Source organism: Streptomyces achromogenes subsp. achromogenes (assembly GCF_000720835.1).
Lineage (GTDB): Bacteria > Actinomycetota > Actinomycetes > Streptomycetales > Streptomycetaceae > Streptomyces > Streptomyces achromogenes.
Genome location: NZ_JODT01000041.1, coordinates 1 through 15,439 on the forward strand (window position 1 = coordinate 1; position 15,439 = coordinate 15,439).

General features: G+C 72.2%; 13 protein-coding genes and 1 tRNA gene. 7 read left to right on the forward strand and 7 right to left on the reverse strand.

What is annotated here, in order from left to right:
• Positions 1-990 (reverse strand): AfsR/SARP family transcriptional regulator (locus tag IH25_RS0131795; RefSeq protein ID WP_037656018.1); only part of this gene is annotated, 990 nt, incomplete at its 3' end.
• Between the two features lie 341 nt (positions 991-1,331).
• Here IH25_RS0131795 and IH25_RS0131800 point away from each other — a divergent pair.
• Positions 1,332-1,523: a hypothetical protein gene (locus tag IH25_RS0131800; protein WP_245172940.1), complete on the forward strand. Its 192-nt coding sequence runs from the start codon at positions 1,332-1,334 to the stop codon at positions 1,521-1,523.
• Between the two features lie 70 nt (positions 1,524-1,593).
• On the opposite strand, the gene IH25_RS0131805 is transcribed toward IH25_RS0131800, so the two are convergent.
• Both IH25_RS0131805 and IH25_RS0131810 read right to left on the reverse strand, forming a co-directional pair.
• Positions 1,594-3,018, reverse strand: a complete 1,425-nt coding sequence (locus IH25_RS0131805; RefSeq protein WP_030618621.1) for a GH1 family beta-glucosidase — start codon at positions 3,016-3,018, stop codon at positions 1,594-1,596.
• Between the two features lie 483 nt (positions 3,019-3,501).
• A complete protein-coding gene (locus IH25_RS0131810) occupies positions 3,502-4,551 on the reverse strand; it encodes a LacI family DNA-binding transcriptional regulator (protein WP_030618623.1) in 1,050 nt (349 codons plus the stop codon).
• A 483-nt stretch (positions 4,552-5,034) separates the two neighbouring features.
• Here IH25_RS0131810 and IH25_RS0131815 point away from each other — a divergent pair, with 483 nt between their 5' ends.
• The 5 genes from IH25_RS0131815 (at position 5,035) to IH25_RS0131835 (ending at position 11,697) form a co-directional block, all read left to right on the forward strand.
• On the forward strand, positions 5,035-6,357 hold the full coding sequence (locus tag IH25_RS0131815; RefSeq protein ID WP_030618627.1) for an ABC transporter substrate-binding protein: 1,323 nt from the start codon (positions 5,035-5,037) through the stop codon (positions 6,355-6,357).
• 408 nt (positions 6,358-6,765) lie between these two features.
• Positions 6,766-7,758 (forward strand): carbohydrate ABC transporter permease, encoded by a 993-nt coding sequence (locus tag IH25_RS0131820; protein WP_030618630.1) that lies wholly within the window; start codon positions 6,766-6,768, stop codon positions 7,756-7,758.
• A gap of 14 nt (positions 7,759-7,772) precedes the next feature.
• Positions 7,773-8,696, forward strand: coding sequence for a carbohydrate ABC transporter permease (locus IH25_RS0131825; protein WP_030618633.1), 924 nt, complete (start codon positions 7,773-7,775; stop codon positions 8,694-8,696).
• Between the two features lie 415 nt (positions 8,697-9,111).
• Positions 9,112-10,554, forward strand: a complete 1,443-nt coding sequence (locus IH25_RS0131830; protein WP_030618635.1) for a GH1 family beta-glucosidase — start codon at positions 9,112-9,114, stop codon at positions 10,552-10,554.
• Between the two features lie 87 nt (positions 10,555-10,641).
• Entirely contained in the window at positions 10,642-11,697 is a 1,056-nt protein-coding gene (locus tag IH25_RS0131835; RefSeq protein ID WP_030618639.1) for a LacI family DNA-binding transcriptional regulator, read from the forward strand.
• 140 nt (positions 11,698-11,837) lie between these two features.
• Here the strand turns inward: IH25_RS0131835 and IH25_RS0131840 are convergent.
• The 4 genes from IH25_RS0131840 to IH25_RS38020 form a co-directional block, all read right to left on the reverse strand.
• Positions 11,838-11,910: transfer RNA gene (locus IH25_RS0131840), tRNA-His, on the reverse strand.
• Positions 11,911-12,017: 107 nt separating this feature from the next.
• Positions 12,018-12,620 (reverse strand): oligoribonuclease, encoded by a 603-nt coding sequence (gene orn, locus IH25_RS0131845; RefSeq protein ID WP_030618642.1) that lies wholly within the window; start codon positions 12,618-12,620, stop codon positions 12,018-12,020.
• A 91-nt stretch (positions 12,621-12,711) separates the two neighbouring features.
• Positions 12,712-13,935, reverse strand: a complete 1,224-nt coding sequence (locus tag IH25_RS0131850; RefSeq protein WP_030618644.1) for a helix-turn-helix domain-containing protein — start codon at positions 13,933-13,935, stop codon at positions 12,712-12,714.
• A 379-nt stretch (positions 13,936-14,314) separates the two neighbouring features.
• Positions 14,315-14,584, reverse strand: a complete 270-nt coding sequence (locus tag IH25_RS38020; protein ID WP_030618647.1) for a hypothetical protein — start codon at positions 14,582-14,584, stop codon at positions 14,315-14,317.
• A gap of 317 nt (positions 14,585-14,901) precedes the next feature.
• Between IH25_RS38020 and IH25_RS0131860 the strand changes: the two genes are divergently transcribed.
• Positions 14,902-15,429: a universal stress protein gene (locus IH25_RS0131860; RefSeq protein WP_030618650.1), complete on the forward strand. Its 528-nt coding sequence runs from the start codon at positions 14,902-14,904 to the stop codon at positions 15,427-15,429.
• Positions 15,430-15,439: the final 10 nt, after the last annotated feature.

Sequence of the window (15,439 nt, forward strand, 5' to 3'; positions counted from 1 at the left end):
GGCGTTGTCCAGCAGGACCAGCACCCGCCGGCCGCGCAGCAGGGAGCGGTACAGCGCCGACCGTTCCTCCAGGGAGTCGGGGATCGCCGAGTCGGCCGTGCCCAGCGCGCGCAGGAAGGAGCCGAGCACGGTTTTCGGTTCGACGGGGCGCGGGCCCGTGCCCTGGAGGTCGACGTACAGCTGTCCGTCGGGGAAGGCGGACCGCGCGCGGTGGGCCACGTGCACCGCCAGGGTCGTCTTGCCGACGATGCGCTGCTGGAGGTCGCTGAGGCCGGGACGCGGGTCCACGCCCAGTTCGTCCTGGAGCAGGCGGCGGGTGTCCGCGTAGACCGCGAGGGCCTCCGCCTGCCGGCCGCTGCGGTACAGCGCCAGCATCAGCAGTTCGCGCAACCGCTCGCGCAGCGGGTGCGCCGCCGTCAGGGCGGTCAGTTCCGAGACCGCCTCGGCGTGCCGGCCCCGCTCCAGGTCGATGTCCAGCCGGGACTCCAGGAGTTGCAGCCGCCACTCCTCCAAGCGGGCCCGTTGCGCCTCGGCGTACGGGCCGGGCACCCCGGCCAGCGCCTCCCCGTCCCACAGAGCCAGCGCCCGGTCCAGGGCGTTGCGTGCCCCGTCCGGGTCCCCGGCGACGCGTGCCCGCTCCGCCTCCTCCGCCAGGTGCTGCGCGGTCCACACGTCGACGGCGTCCTCGGGCAGCGCGCCGACCGCGTACCCGCCCGACCGGCTGACCAGGATGTCGGGGCCCAGCACCTTCCGCAGCCGGGAGGCGTACGTCCGCACGCCGGGCAGCGCCGAGGCGGGCGGTTCGTCGCCCCAGAGGCAATCGATCAGCTCGGCGGCGGTCGCCGTACGGCCTTCACGCAGCAACAGGGCGACCAGCAGAGCGCGTTGGAAGGGGCTGCCCGTGGGCAAGGATTCCTCGCCGCGCCAGGCGCGCACCGGGCCGAGGAGGGTGAACCGCGGTTCCGGGTCGCCGGATATCGATGCGCGCATCACGCCCCCTTCCCACACGTCAGGGTAACAACCGGCGCGGACGGCGCGTATATCGTTCGTATATCTCGGCGCGCGACCATCTAACGAGCAGTCTTCCGCGACTTGCCCAGTCCGGAGCTGACCTGAGCGGGGGAACCCAGGGGTGGCTCCCTGGGGGCCCCTGCTCGTTTCGCTGTCTCGGCCAACTCTGGCCCACGGGGCTCGGTTTGAGCTACCGTCATATCACCGGCACCTCACCGTGGCTGTCCATGTCCCCCGCCAAGGGACGCGTATGGCCTGCTCACGGCGGGGCCGGCACCGGACTGGGCATGTCGCACAGAGAAGAGCGCCGTATGCACTCGATGAGTCCTGCTGTCCTGCTCTCGGCCGGAGTCGTGGTGACTCTGGCCTATTTCGTACTCGTGGCCTATCTCGCCCGGGCCCTGAAGTCGGCACACCGGCTTCCCGTGGTGATCGGGGCGCTGACCGGGCTCGTCGGGGCCCTCCCGGCCATCCTCTACGCGCTGTACTCCGCGCTCAAAGTGATCGCCTGACACCCGGCGTCCCCCACCGGGGACGACGAAGGGCGCGGCCCGCCCCCACGACAGGCCGCGCCCTCCGGGACTAGAGGGCCGGCACCGGCGGCAGCGCTCCGGTGCGGGCCGCCTCGCCGTACCAGTGGGCGCTCGACTTCGGCGTCCGCTCCAGCGTGGCGTAGTCCACGTAGACCGCGCCGAACCGCTTGCCGTAGCCGTACGCCCACTCGAAGTTGTCCAGCAGCGACCACAGGTAGTAGCCGCGCACATCGGCGCCGTCGGTGATGGCCCGGCGCACCTCCGACAGATGGCCGTGCAGGTAGGCGATGCGCTCGGGGTCGTGCACGCGGCCGTCGGGGTCGGGCTTGTCGTCGTAGGCCGCGCCGTTCTCGGTGACGTACAGCGGCAGGCCCGGCGCCTCGCGGGCGTAGCGCATGATCAGGTCGTACAGGCCCGTCGGGTCGATGCTCCAGCCCATCTCCGTGCGCTCGCCCGGCGTCTGGTGGAAGACGATGTCGTCGCAAGCCGGCCAGGGGGAGTGCTCGCCGCCGCCGTGCCCGTCCAGCCGGGGCCCCTTCACCTCCCCGGACGCGGCCGAGACCAGCGCCGGCGTGTAGTAGTTCAGGCCCAGCGCGTCCAGCGGCGCGTTGATCGTGCGCAGGTCGGTGTCCAGGACGTGACTCCAGTCCGTCACCGAGCGCGTGGCCTCCAGCAGCGTCTCCGGGTACGCCCCGTGCAGCATCGGGCCGTGGAAGATCCCGTTGGCCAGGTCGTCGATGCGGCGGACGGCGGCCAGGTCGGCCGGGTCCTGGCTGAGCGGGCGCACCACCGAGGAGTTGAGGCTGACCGCGATCCGGTTGTGGGACGGCATCGCCGCGCGCAGGGCGGACACGGCCAGCCCGTGCCCGAGGTTCAGGTGGTGCGCGGCCCGCAGGGAGGCCGCCGGGTCGGTGCGGCCGGGCGCGTGCACCCCGGAGCCGTAGCCCAGGAAGGCGCTGCACCAGGGCTCGTTGAGGGTGATCCACTGCTCCACCCGGTCGCCCAGCGCCTCCCCGACCAGCCGCGCGTACTCGGCGAACCGGAACGCGGTGTCCCGCTCCGGCCAGCCGCCCGCGTCCTCCAGCTCCTGCGGGAGGTCCCAGTGGTAGAGCGTGAGCGCCGGCTTGATGCCGTGTTCCAGCAGTTCGTCCACCAGCCGGCGGTAGAAGTCCAGGCCGCGCTGGATCGCCGGGCCCCGGCCCGTCGGCTGCACCCGGGGCCAGGACACGGAGAAGCGGTACGCGCTCAGGCCCAGCTCCGCCATCAGCGCCACGTCGTCGCGGTAGCGGTGATAGTGGTCGACCGCGACGTCCCCGGTCTCCCCGCCGGCCGTGCGGCCCGGCGTATGGCTGAAGGTGTCCCAGATCGACGGGGTGCGGCCGTCCTCCCCCACCGCCCCCTCGATCTGGTACGCCGAGGTCGAGGCGCCCCAGAGGAAGGCGGGCGGAAAGGTCTGTGTCATCGGTTCGGGCATGGAGGCTCTCCCAGGGGTCGAGTACATGCATTATGCATGGGAGCGCTCCCACGATGGAAGGGGGAGCGGACGGTGGTGTGGCGCGCCAGGGGGGCGTGCGGAAGCGCGATGCGGCGGACGACGCGACCGTGCGGGCCGCCGGGCCGAGGTTCCCTGTCCGCTGCCGGGCCGCCGCGCCGCGGGTCGCCGTCGCCGGGCCGCCGCGCCGTGGTTCCCCGCCGTCGGCCGCCGCGCTGTGGTTCCCCGCCCACCGCCGGGTCACCGGCGCCCCGCCCCTGCCGCGGGCCCTGATCCCGGCCGCCGCGCTGGGCGGAGCCGTGCCGCGCTGGACGGGAGCCACGCCGGGCAGAGCCGCGCCGCGCCACGCCGGGCGTCCGCGCTCGGCGCGTCCCGGCCGCCGGGACCAGCCGATGGCGTACGAACGTCGAGAAGCCGGACGAGCACCACGCGTCCCAGCCGCCGGGACCGGCCGCGCGACCGGCGTCAGGCGGACTCCCGCACCACCAGTTCCGTCGGCAGCACCACCCCGCGCTGCCCCGTGCCGCGCTGGGCGATCTCCTCCAGCAGGAGGCTCGCCATCGTGCGGCCCATCTCCGCCAGCGGCTGGCGGACGCTGGTGAGCGGCGGGTCGATGTGCCGGGCCACGATGGAGTCGTCGAAGCCGACCAGTGCCACGTCCCCGGGGATCCGGCGGCCCGCCGCGCGCAGTTCCTGCACCGCGCCCGAGGCCATCACGTCGGAGGCGGCGAAGACGGCGTCGAGATCCGGGCGCCGGCGCAGCAGTTCCCGCATGGCCGCGCGTCCGCCCTGCTCGGTGAAGTCGCCCGCCGCGATCAGCTCCTCGGCGACGGGGACCCCGGCGTCCCGCAGCGCGTCCCGGTAGCCGTCGAGCCGGCCCCGCGCCACGTCCATGTCCGGCGGGCCGGTGATGGTGGCGACGGCCCGCCGCCCGCCCGCCAGCAGGTGCCGTACGGCGAGCCGGGCGCCGCCCCGGTTGTCCGCGCGGACATGGCCCAGCCGCTCCGCCTCGCCGCGGCGCCCGGCCAGCACGGTCGGCACGGCCAGTTCCGCGAGCCGGTCGGGCAGGGTGTCCTCGGCGTGCACCGCCATCAGCAGCACCCCGTCCACCCGCTGCGCGGCCAGATAGCCGGCCAGCCGGCCGTACTCGGTCTCGTCGCCCGTGAGCACCAGCAGCAACTGCATGCCCGCGCTGGAGAGTCCGGCGGACACGCCCAGGATGATCTCCGAGAAGTACGGCTCGGCGAACAGGCGGCTCTGGGCGTCGGGCACGACCAGCGCGACCGAGTCCGTGCGGCTGGTGGCCAGCGAGCGGGCGGCGCGGTTGGGGACGTAGCCGAGTTCCGCGATCGCCCGCTCGACGGCCGCCCGGGAGCGGTCGCTGACCTTGGGGGAGCCGTTGATGACCCGGGAGACCGTGCCGCGGCCCACGCCGGCGCGGGCGGCCACGGCGTTCAGGGTCGGTCGCCGCACGGCCGCCGTCCGGGACGGCTGCGGCTGTTCGGCAGGGCTCATCGTTCACCTTCCGGCGGTCCGGGTCGGGGGCGCTTCATTCTGGCCCAGGATTTCCGGCAATCGCCCCGCGGTGCGCGGCGGTTGGCCGCGGTAAGCGGCCGACGTGCCCGGTGACCTGCGCCGACGCGCGGCGGGACGGCCCAGGGCGAGGTGAGCGGGGCGACACGTTCCCGTGACGTACGGAACACGCTTGCGCAACAACGCCGTCTTCAAGTCTTGACACCCGCCCCGGCACCGACGAGTCTTCCGGCATGCCGCGTGGGAGCGGTCCCACGGGGTGACCGGGGCTCTCTTCCGTTCGGACGAAACCACCCATGGCCTTCCCCTCTACCTTGCATGGCACACCGTTGACCAGCACGTTTCCATCGCACACCGTGTGCTGTTGGCTAGCCGCTGCTCGATCCGAGAGGGCAGGTCCGGACCGCCCGGCCCGGCGGTCCGAATCCTGAGGTCCCGTTCCCCACTGGAACAAGGAGTAGTGGAATGCGCATCACCCGTACCGGCGGTGGCCACGGCCGCAGAGCGGCGATCGTGGCCACGACGGCCCTGACCGCCTCCGCCCTGCTGCTGACCGGTTGCAGCAGTGACGACGGCGAGTCGGACGGCACGGACGCCAACGGCAACATCACCCTCACGGTGGCCGACTACGGGCAGTTCGGCTACAAGGAAGCCAACCTGTTCGCCAAGTACCACGAGCTGCACCCGAACATCACGGTCAAGGAAGAGACCACCGCCAACGAGCAGGACTACTACCCGAAGCTCCTTCAGCAGCTGAACTCGGGCAGCGGCCTGGCGGACGTCGCCGGTATCGAGGTCGGGCGCATCAAGGAGGTCGTGGACACCCAGGCGGACAAGTTCACCGACCTCGGCAAGGCGATCAACGTCGGCGACTGGGTGCCCTGGAAGGCGAAGCAGGCCACCGCCAAGGACGGCGCGGTGATCGGCGCCGGTACCGACATCGGCCCGATGTCCCTGTGCTACCGCAAGGACCTCTTCGAGAAGGCGGGCCTGCCCACCGATCGCGAGGCCGTCGCCAAGGCCGTCGCCGGCGGCTGGGAGGACTACCTCAACCTCGGCGAGCAGTACCAGAGGAAGGCGCCCTCCGGCACCTACTTCATGGACTCCGCCTCCGCGATGTACAACGCGGTCGTCTCCTCCTCGTCCCAGCAGTACTACAACGCCGACGGCGACGCGGTCTACAAGGACAGCGCGTCCGTCAAGCAGGGCTGGAACCTGGCCGCGGAAGCCGCCGACAAGAAGCTCAGCCAGGGCCTGCCGCAGTTCACCGACGCCTGGTTCGCGGCGCTGCGCAAGGGCAGCGTGGCCACCATCGCCTGCCCCGCCTGGATGTCCACCCAGATCGTCACCTACTCCGGTGACGCCTACAAGGGCAAGTGGGACATCTCCCGCGCGCCCGGCACCACGGCGGCCAACTGGGGCGGTTCCTTCCTGACCGTTCCCAAGAGCGGCAAGCACGTCAAGGAGGCCACCGAGCTGGTCAAGTGGCTGACCGCGCCCGAGCAGCAGGCCGCGGTGTTCAAGGCCGCGGGCATCTTCCCGTCCAACCAGAAGGCCTACGAACTGGCCGACGTGAAGAACGCCAAGCTCCCGTACTTCAGCGACGCCCCCATCGGCCAGATCTACGCCGAGGAGGCCAAGTCCATCCCCGCGGCGGTGCTCGGCCCGAAGGACGGCACCATCAAGGACACCATCTCCACCCAGATCAACAACATGGAGAAGCGGGGCACCGACCCCGACGACGCCTGGAAGGCCGCGACCGACACGCTGGACAAGGCGATCGGCTGACCGGCCCGGGTGCGGACGGCTTCCGGGCCGCCCGCACCCCGCCCGTACGGGCACCCCGCCCCCGCCGCCGGGCAGCGCAGACCGGTACGCGGCACGGGGACACCGGCCCTGTCGTCGAACTCCCGCCAGGCGCGCCCCGCGTGCCGGCGGCGGGAGCCGGACGACAGGACGCCGGCCCGGGCGGGTGAGTGACCGACGACGCGGAAGCGGTGCCCGGCCCAGGGCGCCGCCGCGGCGTCACCGGCGGGGACCGGCGGCCGACGGCCGGGTTCCGCCCCACACGCACGTCAGGCCGCGGCACGGGTCGTCCGCCACCGTACCGATCCGCGCGGGGAGCGGCGGGCCGGTCCCCCTGTGGACCGCGCCGTACGCCCCACCGGCCGAAACCTTCAGGGAAGGACTCCCTCCGTGGCAACGACAACCCCCACCCGGGGTGCCTACACCCCGCCCCCCGGCGGCTCCGGTGCCGTGTCGAACGGACGCGGCACATGGCGCAGCCGGCTGTGGCGCTTCGACGACAAGGCGTCGCCGTACGCCTACATCGCCCCCTTCTTCCTGATCTTCGGCGCCTTCGGGCTCTATCCGCTCCTCTACACCGGCTGGATCGCCCTGCACCGGGTGGAGATGACGGGCCTCGACCAGTCCGAGTGGGTGGGCCTCGACAACTTCTCCCGGATCCTCCAGGACGCCGAGTTCTGGACGGCCGTGTCCAACACCTTCATCATCGGTGTCATCTCCACCGTGCCGCAGCTGCTGGTGGCCCTGGGTCTCGCCCATCTGCTCAACTACAAGCTGCGGGCCAGCACCTTCTGGCGGACCGTCATCCTCACCCCGTACGCCACCTCCGTCGCCACGGCCGCCCTGGTCTTCGCGCTGGTCTTCCGCGCCGACGGCGGCATCCTCAACTGGGTGCTGCACTTCTTCGGCGCCGGCAACATCGACTGGGGCAACGGGACCTGGACCTCCAAGATCGCCATCTCGGTCATCGTGATCTGGCGGTGGACCGGCTACAACGCCCTCATCTACCTGGCCGCGATGCAGGCGGTCCCCACCGATCTGTACGAGGCCGCCGCCATCGACGGGGCGACGCGCTGGCAGCAGTTCCGCAAGGTGACCATCCCCTCGCTGCGGCCGACGATCCTGTTCACCATCGTCATCTCGACCATCGGCTCGATGCAGTTGTTCGGCGAGCCGCTGCTGCTCCAGGGCGGCACCCTCGGCTCGATCGGCGGCAGCGAGCACCAGTACGAGACGCTCAGCATCTACCTCTTCAACTACGGCTGGAAGCTGGGCCACCTGGGACCGGCGGCGGCCGTGGCCTGGGCCATGCTCGTCCTGCTGCTGCTGATCGCCCTGATCAACTGGATCGTCGGCCGGTTCGTGCGCAAGAACGCGGCCTGACGGGAGCGACATCGATGACCACGACCAGTCCCACCAAGACCTCGGCGCCGGGCCTTGTCCCGGCACCGTCCCCCACCGCCCCCGGCAGGGCCCCGGGCCGTCTGCGCCTGGGCGCCGGCCAGCAGTTGCGGGGCGGCCCGTTCACCTACGCCGCCCTGATCGTCGTCGGGCTCGGCTCGATCCTGCCGCTGTACTGGACGCTGGTGGCCGCCTCGCACGACCAGCAGCGGGTCCTGGACAGCCCGCCGCCGCTGCTGCCGGGCGGCAGACTGGGGAGCAACCTCCAGGCGGCCTGGGACCAGGCGAACCTCGGCAAGGCCATCGTCAACAGCGTGATCGTGGCCGGCAGCATCACCGTCGCCACCCTGTTCTTCTGCACCCTCGCCGGCTACGCCTTCGCCAAGATGCGCTTCCGCGGCCGGAACGTGCTGATGACCGCGGTCATTGCCACGCTGACCATCCCGCCCCAGCTCAGCGTCGTCCCGCTGTTCATGATGATCTCGGACTTCGGGTGGAGCGGACAGCTGGAGTCGGTGATCTTCCCGACCCTGGTCGGCGCGTTCGGTGTCTTCTTCATGCGCCAGTACCTCATCGAGGCGCTGCCGTACGAGCTGATCGAGGCGGCCAAGGTGGACGGGGCGAGCAACATCCGCATCGTGTGGAGCGTGGTGCTGCCCGTGGCCCGGCCCGCGATGATGGTGCTGGGCATGCTCACCTTCGTCCAGGCCTGGAACGACTTCTTCTGGCCCTTCCTCGCGCTGAACCAGCAGAACCCCACCATCCAGGTGGCGCTCGGCCAGCTCAGCGCCTCCTACACGCCCGACCAGAGCATCGTCATGGCCGGCGCGCTGATCAGCACCCTGCCGCTGCTGCTCGTCTTCGTGATCTTCGGCAAGCAGATCGTCGGGGGCATCATGGCCGGCGCGGTCAAGGGCTGACCCCCGGCCGCGGGGCCCGCCCCGCCGGACCGGCCCACCGCGGGCCGGTCCGTGTCCCACCGCCGGCGCGCCGCACGCGCCGGCCCACCCCTCGTGCCCGGTCCGGTACCGCCCACCTCCTCATCCGCCCCGCAGCGGGCCGTACCGGACCGGACACCTCCCGGCCCCGCCGGGCTCGTACCGCACGGGATGCCCACCGCCCGGCCGGGCCGTCGACTCCCGTACCGGGTACGGGAAGGACACGGCCCCGTCCCTCCGCGCAACCCGTCCGGCCGGTACCGGCCACGACGCCCAGCGCCATCCGGGGCGGACCCGGGCCCCGGCCGCCCGGACCCCGCCCCGCCCGCGACCGGCTCCCGCACGGCCGGCCCGCCGTCCGCCATCCGTTTCTCTTCCTTCTGGGAGCGCTCTCACCATGACCGCCGTACGACCCGAGACCACCGTCCAGCCGGCCGCGGACACCTCCTTCCCGACCGGCTTCGTCTGGGGTGCCGCCACCGCCTCCTACCAGGTGGAGGGCGCCGCCACCGAGGACGGCCGCACCCCCTCCATCTGGGACACCTTCAGCCACACCCCCGGCAAGATCCGCAACGGCGACACCGGTGACATCGCCGCCGACCACTACCACCGGTACCGCGACGACGTGGCCCTGATGAAGGACCTCGGCCTCAAGGCCTACCGGTTCTCCATCTCCTGGCCCCGGGTCCAGCCCACCGGCCGGGGCCCCGCCGTCGAGCGCGGCCTGGACTTCTACCGCCGCCTGACCGACGCCCTCCTGGAGGCGGGCATCACCCCGGTCGCCACCCTCTACCACTGGGACCTGCCGCAGGAGCTGGAGGACGCGGGCGGCTGGCCGCACCGCGACACCGCCCACCGGTTCGCCGACTACGCCACCCTTGCCGCCCGCGCCCTGGGCGACCGGGTCAAGATGTGGACGACCCTCAACGAGCCCTGGTGCTCGGCGTTCCTCGGCTACGGCTCCGGCGTGCACGCCCCGGGCCGCACCGACCCGGCCGCCACCCTGCGCGCCGCCCACCACCTGAACCTGGCCCACGGCGAGGCCGTCGGCGCCCTGCGCACGGCCCTGCCCTCCTCGGCGCAGGTCTCCATCACCCTGAACCTGCACCAGGTGCGCCCGCTCACCGACAGCCCCGAGGACGCCGAGGCCGCCCGCCGCATCGACGCCGTCGGCAACCGGGTCTTCACCGGCCCCCTGCTGGACGGCGCCTACCCCGAGGACCTGCTGCGCGACACCGCGCACGTGGTCGACTGGGAGGAGCTGGTGCGCGCCGGGGACCTCGCGGAGATCTCCCGTCCGCTCGACGTGCTCGGGATCAACTACTACGCGCCGACCGTGGTCTCGCTGCCCGCCGACGGCGCCGCCAGCACCCGCAACGACGGCCACGGCGCGAGCGACCACTCCCCGTGGACCGGCTCCGAGCAGGTCGCCTTCCACCTCGCCAACGACGACCTGACCGCCATGAACTGGGCCATCGACCCCAGCGGGCTGCACACCCTGCTGACCGAGATGTCGGCCCGGCACCCCGGGCTGCCGCTGATGGTCACCGAGAACGGCGCCGCCTTCGACGACTATGTCTCCCCGGAGGGACGCGTCGAGGACCCGCAGCGCATCGCCTATCTCCACTCCCACCTGGACGCCGTGCGCCGGGCCATCGCCGACGGAGCCGATGTGCGGGGCTACTTCCTGTGGTCCCTGCTGGACAACTTCGAGTGGTCCTACGGCTATTCGAAGCGCTTCGGCGCCGTCTACGTCGACTACGCCACCCAGCGCCGCATCCCCAAGGCCAGCGCCCGCTGGTACGCCGAGGTGATCCGCAACAACGCCCTGCCCGCCTGACCGCCCGTCGCCGCCCGCGGAATCGAAGGCGCCGCCGTCACGCTGTTACATTCCTGGCCTGACGGCGGTGAACGGAAGGCGGCGACCATGGCAGGCAACGGTGTGAGGGGCCGGGGCGGCCGGCGGCCGACCCTGGAGGAGGTCGCCGCCCGGGCCGGGGTCGGGCGCGGCACCGTCTCCCGGGTGATCAACGGCTCGCCCCGGGTCAGCGACGCCACCCGCGCCGCCGTCGAGGCGGCCGTCGCGGAGCTGGGCTACGTCCCCAACACCGCGGCCCGCGCCCTCGCGGCCAACCGCACCGACGCCATCGCGCTGGTCGTGCCCGAGCCGGAGACCCGGTTCTTCGCCGAGCCCTACTTCTCCGACATGCTGCGCGGGGTCGGCGCGGGACTGGCCGACACCGAGATGCAGCTGCTGCTGACCTTCGCGGGCAGCGACCGGGAGCGGCAGCGGCTGGCCCAGTACCTGGCGGCCCACCGGGTGGACGGCGTGCTGCTGGTCTCCGTGCACGCCGACGACCCGCTGCCCGATCTGCTGGCCGAGCTGGAGATCCCGGCCGTGATCAGCGGCCCGCGCTCGGCGGCCGAGTCGCTCACCTCGGTGGACTCCGACAACTACGCCGGCGCCCGCGCGGCCGTGGAGCACCTGCTGTCCCGGGGCCGCCGCCGGATCGCGCACATCACCGGCGCGCTGGACGTCTACGGCGCCCAGCGCCGTGCCGACGGCTACCGCGACGCCCTCGCCGACGCGGGCCGCCCGGCGGACGAACTCCTCATCGAGCCGGGGGACTTCACCGAGGAGGGCGGCCGGCGCGCGATGAGCACCCTGCTGTCCCGCCGGCCCGACCTGGACGCGGTCTTCGCGGGTTCGGACGTGATGGCGGCCGGCGCCCGCCAGGTGCTGCGCGAGGCGGGCCGGCGGATCCCCCAGGACGTGGCGCTGGTCGGCTACGACGACTCGGCCATCGCCCGCCACATGGACCCGCCGCTCACCAGTGTCCGGCAGCCCATCGAGGAGATGGGCCGCGCGATGATCGACCTGCTCCTCACCGAGATCGCCGGCCGGCGTCCGGGCCCGGCGCGGGAGGCGGCGCCCCGCCGGGCGGTGCTGCCGGTGCAGCTGGTGGTGCGGGCGTCGTCGTGACGCGGCTCACCGGCCGGGTCCGCACGGGGCCCGGCCGGTGGGGGAGCGCGTCGGAGAAGCGCGGGTGGGAAACGTGGGCGGAAAAACGAATCAGCCGGTGACTTCCGTCTTCCGACGTAAGTCACCGGCTGATCACTCAGGGTGAGTGACGGGACTCGAACCCGCGACATCCTGGACCACAACCAGGTGCTCTACCAGCTGAGCTACACCCACCACGACCGGTGGTGGAACTTGTCGTTTCCCCGACCGGCCGAGAAGAAGTCTACAGGGTCTTCAGGGGTGCTCGCGCACACGTTTTCGCGCGGGCGGCCACCGGGCGGCTACGGCGCGGGTACGACGTGCCGGGCGGCGATCTGCCGGGCGGTGTCGGAGTCCGGGCCGGGCTGGGGCACGAAGATGGCCTCGCGGTAGTAGCGCAGCTCGGCGATCGACTCGCGGATGTCGGCGAGGGCCCGGTGGTTGCCGTTCTTCTCGGGGCTGTTGAAGTACGCCCGCGGGTACCAGCGGCGGGCCAGCTCCTTGACCGAGGAGACGTCGACGATCCGGTAGTGGAGGTAGTCCTCCAGGGTCGGCATGTCCCGCAGCAGGAAGCCGCGGTCGGTGCCCACGGAGTTCCCGCACAGCGGGGCCTTGCCCGGCTCCTTCACGTGCTCGCGCACATACGCCAGCACCTGCTCCTCGGCGTCCTGAAGGGTCGTGCCCCGCTCCAGCTCGGCGAGCAGCCCGGACGCGGTGTGCATCTGACGCACCACCTCCGGCATCGTCTCCAGCGCGCGGGCCGGCGGACGGATGACGATGTCCACCCCCTCGCCGAGTACGTTCAGCTCGGAGTCGGTGACGAGGGCGGCCACCTCGATGAGCGCGTCGTCGGACAGCGAGAGGCCGGTCATCTCGCAGTCGATCCACACCATGCGATCGTTCATGCGACCACCCTAAAGCGCACCTGAGCTTTTTACGTGCCCCTGTGCCGCACGAGAGAAGGGGGCGGGACCCGCCCGCCCCCTTCCGTCGTGCTCAGTTACCGCTGCGCGGGCCCGGGAGCAGGCCCACGGCGCCGGCCGGGGCCCGGCGGGCCTGGAGCGGTACTCCGCCTTCGCGGTGCTCGTGCAGCAGCGCGGGGGCGGGGCCGTTCACCGGTCCCGGGCCGGGCAGCCCCGCGGGGGCGCCCTGCGGGCCGGCCACCGGCACCGCCGGCTCCGGCTCGCCCGGCTTGTCGCCCTGCGGCCTGCGGGCCCGGTAGGCGGCCCGGTAGGCGGCGGGGGAGGAGCCGAGCTGGCGGCGGAAGTGGCCGCGCAGGGCCACCGGGGAGCGGAAGCCGCAGCGGCCCGCCACCTCGTCCACCGAGTAGTCCGACGTCTCCAGCAGCCGCTGCGCCTGGAGCACCCGCTGGGTGATCAGCCACTGCAGCGGCGCGCTCCCGGTGAGCGAGCGGAACCGGCGGTCGAACGTGCGGCGGCTCATATAGGCGCGTGCCGCCAGCGTCTCCACGTCGAACTGCTCGTGGAGGTGTTCCAGCGCCCAGGCGACGACCTCGGCGAGCGGGTCGGCGCCGATCTCCTCGGGTAAAGACCGGTCGAGGTAGCGCTCCTGACCGCCCGAGCGGCGCGGCGGGACCACCAGGCGCCGGGCGAGCGCGCCGGCCGCCTCGTTGCCGTGGTCCGTCCGCACGATGTGGAGGCAGAGGTCGATCCCGGCCGCGGTGCCCGCCGACGTCAGCACATCGCCGTCGTCGACGAACAACTCCCGCGGATCGACGTGCACCGACGGATAGCGCTTGGCCAGCGTCGGCGCGTACATCCAGTGGGTGGTCGCCGGGCGGCCGTCCAGCAGGCCGGCCGCCGCGAGCACGAAGGCACCGGTGCACAGCCCGACGATGCGGGCACCCTCCTCGTGCGCCCGGCGCAGCGCGTCGAGCGCCTCCTCCGGCGGCGGCGAGGTGATCGACCGCCAGGCCGGCACGACGACCGTCCCGGCGCGGGAGATCGCCTCCAGCCCATGCGGTGCGGTGAGTTCCAGGCCCCCGGTGGTCCGCAGCGGGCCTTCCTCGCCCGCGCACACCAGCAGCCGGTAGCGCGGCACGCCGGCGTCCTGGCGGTCGATGCCGAACACCGAAAGCGGAATGGAACTCTCGAAGATGGGGCCGCCGCTGAACAGCAGCACCGCGACGATTTCCTTACGGCGTCGCCCGGACAGTTTCCGGGCTGCGGCATCCTGCGCGGCAGTGGAGTCGTGGCTCATACTGCTAAGCCCCCCTCGGTGGTCGCGGCTCCTCGGTTGTGTCGCTCCTGCACGTTTCCCCTCGGTCCTGCACGAGTCCCCCGCCGTAAAGACAGTCAAGATCGAATTTACTGGTTCCCGCGATCATGCGGTGGCCAGTTCGACACGCCGGACATTGTCGACATGACAACTTGGCGTGAAGCATTCGATCACGAAGCGTTGCACTCACGAGGCGTGCAGGGAAGTGCGCCTTGTCGTCGTGGCCAAACCGCGTAGGGTGCGCGGCGGCTCGCGGACCCTTTCCTTGCAGGTCGAACGGGGATTGGAGGGCGGGTCGGAGCCCTCTTGGGCGATATCCAGAAGTTGGCTGAAAAGCAGCGCTCAGAGGCGCGAAAACAGGTCAGTCGACCGGTGTCTGACCCCGGGTGTGACGTCCGCCTCTTTGCGCGGCGCAACGCGCGGCACACCGCTCCGACCGGCGCAGCAGCAGCCGGCACACGGCCGTGACGGCGGTGAGACCGAGTGCCGTGCCGGCGGTGCCGGCCAGTGAGGTGCCGTACCAGAGCAGGACGACCGGTACGAGCACACAGCTGAAGGCTGCCCACCGGATCACCTCGCCGACCGTGTCCGGCGTGGGGCGGGGGTCGCCGCTGGATCGGGGACCGGGCATCTCGTCCTCCCTGGGGCGGTGGCTCACCCGGGTTCAACGCGTGTTCGACCGGCCGGTCACCGACCGTACACCGGTGAACGGTGTGCAAACCGCCTGTACGAGGCAGCAACCATTGCGTTACGGGCGCGGCTCGTGCATGCTCCGGTGAACCCCTGCGGATGCCGGGGGGAACCGCTTACGGAGCGTGCGCGGGATCTGGGCTCGGGAGGCGTGCCGCCGTACCCTTGGGGGTATGGGCTTGGGAAGATGTTTCCCGGACACAGCTCCGCCGCACACTGTCGTCCCTTCCCATAAAGGATCACAACGCCGAGACAGCCATGGCCGGTCACGAATTCTTCGAACCAGCGGACCGCAAGCGGCCGGTCGCCGACCCCACGGCGGCCGATCCCCTGGCGGCGGAAGAGTCCCGCCCTTCCTGCGACCCCGCCTTCCGGCACGGAGTCGTCGTCGGCTTCGACGGCTCCACCTCCAGTGAGCGCGCCCTCGCCTACGCGATCGGCATGGCCCACCGTTCCCGCTCGGGCCTGATCATCGTCCATGTCGCCAACCGGTTGCCCACGACCGTGTGGGCCGGCTGCGAACCACCCGTCTTCGTCGATGTGCCGGACCACCGCACCGAGGTCCTGGGGCTGGAGCTGGCCTGCGCCGACTATCTGGCCGAGGTGCCCTGGATCCTGGTCGAGCGGGGCGGGGACATCTGCCACGAACTCGAAGAGGTGGGGCGGGAGTACGAGGCCGACGCGATCGTGGTCGGCTCCACGCACGGCATCGTCGGCCGGATCTTCGGCTCCGTCGCCGGGCGGCTCGCCAAGCGGGCGCGACGGCCCGTGATCGTCATTCCCTAGGGCATCCCAC